The organism is Streptomyces sp. BR123 (genome assembly GCF_013401435.1).
Lineage (GTDB): Bacteria > Actinomycetota > Actinomycetes > Streptomycetales > Streptomycetaceae > Streptomyces.
Genome location: NZ_JACBGN010000446.1, coordinates 1 through 4,057 on the forward strand (window position 1 = coordinate 1; position 4,057 = coordinate 4,057).

Below are 4,057 nucleotides of genomic sequence, written 5' to 3' on the forward strand. Positions count from 1 at the left end.
GGCGGGGGGCCGTCCCCGTATGCCTTTCCCCCTCCTACGCCGGCCCCGTCCCCCTACCCGCCTGCGCAGCCTTGGGCCGCGCCGCCGCAGCAGTGGCCGGCCGGGCAGGAGTGGGCTGCGGGGTACGGGGGCGGCGGGGCGGTGCCCGAGGTGGTTGCGGCGCCGGCCGGGTCGCGGTACCACGAGCAGGCGCGCAACGGGCGGCAGGGCTGGTGGCGCCGCCTGGGTGAGCTGCTCGCGGTGGTCGGGATGCTGGCCGTCGGGATGGTCGTGGTGACCGGTGTCGGCATGGTGGTCGCCACCGCCCTGGGAGCGGAGCATGCCCCCGACGACGGCGACGCGCAGTTCGCGGACCCGCTGGTGGACAACGCGCTCGGGCTGCTCATGCTGGCGGTCGGCATACCCGTGGTGATGCTGGCGGTGCGCTGGTGCGGCTCCCGCCCGGCGGGGACGCTGGCTTCGGTGGCCGGCCGGGTGCGGTGGAGGTGGCTCGGGCTGTGCGCCGCCGTCGCCTTCCTCTTCATGGCCGTGCAGATGGGCGTGCTGATGTTGTGGGAATGGCTCGCGGAGGGCGACTCGGTCTTCGAGGGGGACGCCCCGGGGACTGGGAAGCTGCTGGTCGGCCTGGCGCTCTTCGTGGTGCTGGTCCCGTTCCAGGCGGGGGCGGAGGAGTTCGTCTTCCGGGGCTGGCTCCCGCAGTTCTTCGGCGGGTTCCTGCGCTCTCCGTGGCCGGGGGTGGTCGTGGCCTCGCTGCTGTTCGCCCTCGCGCACGGGTTCGGGGGCTGGAGCGGCTTTCTTCTCCTCTTCTACTCGTCGTTGTGGTGGGGGTGGCTGGTGGCCCGCACGGGCGGGCTGGAGGCCGTGATCGCCATGCACACGGCCAACAACGTGTTCTCGTTCGGCCTCGCCCTGGCCTTCGGGCAGCTGGCGGATGCGGGTACCGCCGCGGACGCGCCGTGGCAGGCGCTGGTCGTGGAGCTGGTGTGCGCGCCGGTGTACTGCCTCGTGGTGGCCCGGCTGGCCCGTGCCCGAGGTCTCGCCTCGGTCTCGGCGCCGGATGCCGTAGCGGTGCCGGTACCGGTGCCGGCGGCGGGCCCGCGGAAGGTCTGAGAGGCGTACGGGCTGGCTGCCGTGCGGCGGTAACGGAGCGTCAGGGATCCCCTACGGTGTCGCGGGCACGTCCGACCGCGTCGAAGGAGATCCGCGTGGAGCGCACCCGTACCGGGCCGAGGATCCGTGCCGTCCTCACCGCGATGGGCGTCGGTGTCGCCCTCGCCGCCGCACCGGCCGCCACCGCCCGGGCCGCCACCGAATCCGTGTCCGGGTCCGTTCCGGGTCCGTTTCCGGGTCCGGTCCCGCCGCTGCGGCTCCGGCGGCCGTTCCGCCGGCCCCGAGCACCGGGGAGTTCGAGGGCGACAGGCGGCTCGGGCCGCAGTACCTGCCGAAGCGGTGGCAGCAGCCGGTCGGGCCGCTGCTCAAGCACTACCAGCGGACCGGCAGGCTGACAGCCGCCGCCGGGTTCCTGAAGAAGTAGTGGGAAGGCCCGGCCGGCACGGGCAGCTGGAAGTACCCGCCGAACGACGGCTTCGCCGAGGTCGACGGGGCCGTGGACAAGGCCCCGAGCTGCTGGAGCCCGGTGAGCGCCCGGACCGCTTCGGCTCGGAGTACGGCTCGTACCTCGCCCCGGCCGGGGCCCGTTCGCGAAGCGCGCCCTGCCCCCGCAGAATCTCGGCGCGCGGGACGCGGCCTTCTCCTGCGACTACCACGTCTACGAGGTGGCCAAGCCGTTCACGGTGTGGGAGGCGTCCCTCGCCCCCTGGTTCGAGCAGCCGGGCGGCGGCCGGCAGATCAAGCTGGATCCGGCCCTTGTGAACCCCGGTGAGGGGCAGCGGCTGAACGTCAGGTGCTGATCGACCACGGCTACCTGGTGCCCGCGGCGTCGTGAGCGAACGCCGGCGGCTCGAACGGGCGCTCCGGAAAGCGGGGGCGCCTGCCGGGCGGCGGACGGCCCCGTACGCGGCTCCGGAACAGCCCGAGGTCGTACGGGTCGCCGGTGCGGTCGAAGGTGATCGTGCGGATGCTCGGGGACATGGTGGTTCTGGTTCTCCCTGTGCGGACGGATGGTTGTCGGTCCGGCGGACCGCCACCGCACCCGGCATGCGCCGGCCGCTGCCCTGCCCCGCGCCCGGGGTCGGCACGGGCTGCCGATCAGCGGCCGTCCCCCGGACCCGTGAGCCGTACGGCCCCGCGCGCAGCACGGGGTGCAGCACAGGATGCGGCGGCGTCGGGGTGGTGGTTACAGGGGGTCTCCGAGGGGGCCCAGGGTGGGTTCCAGGGCGGTGGCCCAGTGGGCGGCGAAGTCGGGCCGGGTGCCGTCGGCGTCGGTGAAGCCGTACTCCCCGTACAGGGACCAGGTCGCCAGCGCGCGCCCGGACTTGGCCATGACGGCGGGGTCGGCGGCGAGGGCGGCGACCGCGCGGCCCAGGTAGGCGGGGCTCTCGGAGTGGGCGAAGTGCGGGTCCTTGGCGACGGCTTCGCGCCAGTTGGCCTCGGTGACGCCGAAGTGGTCCAGCATGGCCTCCGAGCGCAGGAAGCCCGGGGTGAGGGCGACGGCGGCGACGCCGTGCTCGCGCAGTTCGGCGGCCTGCGCGAAGGCGAGGCGGATCACCGCCGACTTGGCCAGGTCGTAGAAGAAGGAGCCGCGGTAGCGGGCGGTGTTGCCGTCGGTGACCTCGACGACCAGACCGCTCCCCCGCGCGACCATCAGCGGGAGCGCGAACCGGCTGGTGATCACATGGGTCTCCACGGCCTGGCGCACCAGCCGCAGGCCGGTGTCGAGGTCCTGCTCCCACAGCGGGTGGTCCCAGTCGGTGAGCGGGTCGCCTCCCCACACGCAGTTGACGAGCACGTCGAGCCGTCCGGACTGCTCGGCGTCGATCCGGGCGACGAGCGCACGGACCTCGTCGGGGCTGCTGTGGTCCACGCGGACCGGGATGCCGAGGCCGCCTGCGGCGGTGACGCGCTCGGCGGTCTCCTCGACGGTCTCCGGGCGGTCCGGCCGGAAGCGCCCGGTACCGCCGCGGCTGCTGCGGCCGGTGACGTACACCGTCGCTCCGGCGGCGCCGAGTTCGACGGCGATGCCGCGCCCGCCGCCGCGGGTGCCGCCCGCGACGAGGGCCACCTTGCCGCGGAGCGGTGCAGTGGCGGTGGCGGTGGCGGTGGCGGTCGTGGTCGTGGTCGTGGTCATCGTCGCGGTGTGCTCGCCGTGCGTCGTCGTCATTCATGCCTCCGGGGGGTTGCGGTGGGCGGACAGTACGGCGGCGACCTCTCGGCGCAGCCGGACCGCGAGGGCGTCCCGGCGGTCGAGGGCCCAGACCAGGCCGGTGCCGACGGTGACGGCCTGGACGGTGTCGGCGAGGGCGCCGGTGTCCGTACCGGGCCGGAGTTCGCCCCCGGCCAGGGCCTCCGCGAGCAGGGCTTCGACGGCCCGCCGCTGTGCCTCGTGGACGACGAGGGCATGGCGGCGGAGCTCCGGGTCCGTCAGGTCGGTGCACAGGAAGGCCAGGTGGTGGGCGAAGGACTCGGGGGTGGACGACTGGTCCGTCAGTTCCACCACCAGCGCTTCGAGGGCGTCGAGCGCGGTCCCGTGCACCTGCCGTACGCGCGCCGGCGCGGAGTCCGCGTCCCGCGCGGACTGCTCGGCGAGTGCGAGCAGCAGGCCGCGTTTGGAGCCGAAACGCTGGACGAGGGTGCCCGCGACCAGCCCGACCTCCTCCGCCACGGCGGCCAGGGTGAACCCGACGGGGCCGGTCCGGCCCATGACCTCGGCGGCTGCGCGGAGGATCACCGCGTCCTCGACACTGCGGGGACGTGCCATGCCGTCCGCCTCCCGACCACCCTCGCGATTAATGAATGTCTGTTCATTTATTAAACGGGATGCAGGGGCCGTCGGCAACCCGAGCCGCCGCCCACCCCTGGCCCGCGCCTTCGGCGTCCCGCCGCGCGCGGTCCGCGACGGGCTGCGCGACTTCCGCCCGGACGCGCACCGGGCATCCGC

The 4,057-nt window shown here is 74.5% G+C and carries 4 protein-coding genes and 1 pseudogene; 2 read left to right on the forward strand and 3 right to left on the reverse strand.

Annotated elements, in window-relative coordinates; all coding sequences use genetic code 11:
• Positions 1-141: 141 nt before the first annotated feature.
• Together HYE82_RS39400 and HYE82_RS34680 are read left to right on the forward strand one after the other, a co-directional pair.
• The gene (locus tag HYE82_RS39400; RefSeq protein ID WP_309144549.1) at positions 142-1,110 is read left to right on the forward strand and encodes a CPBP family intramembrane glutamic endopeptidase; all 969 of its coding nucleotides are present in this window, start codon (positions 142-144) and stop codon (positions 1,108-1,110) included.
• A gap of 202 nt (positions 1,111-1,312) precedes the next feature.
• Positions 1,313-1,945, forward strand: a pseudogene (locus tag HYE82_RS34680) (TNT domain-containing protein).
• On the opposite strand, the gene HYE82_RS34685 reads toward HYE82_RS34680, so the two are convergent.
• From HYE82_RS34685 to HYE82_RS34695, 3 genes are all read right to left on the reverse strand, one after another.
• Positions 1,921-2,091, reverse strand: a complete 171-nt coding sequence (locus HYE82_RS34685) for a hypothetical protein (protein WP_179178200.1) — start codon at positions 2,089-2,091, stop codon at positions 1,921-1,923. The pseudogene HYE82_RS34680 and the gene HYE82_RS34685 sit on opposite strands and share 25 nt — an antisense overlap.
• 205 nt (positions 2,092-2,296) lie before the next feature.
• The gene (locus tag HYE82_RS34690) at positions 2,297-3,247 is read right to left on the reverse strand and encodes an SDR family oxidoreductase (RefSeq protein ID WP_179178203.1); all 951 of its coding nucleotides are present in this window, start codon (positions 3,245-3,247) and stop codon (positions 2,297-2,299) included.
• Between the two features lie 33 nt (positions 3,248-3,280).
• The gene (locus HYE82_RS34695) at positions 3,281-3,877 is read right to left on the reverse strand and encodes a TetR/AcrR family transcriptional regulator (protein ID WP_179178201.1); all 597 of its coding nucleotides are present in this window, start codon (positions 3,875-3,877) and stop codon (positions 3,281-3,283) included.
• Positions 3,878-4,057 lie beyond the last annotated feature (180 nt).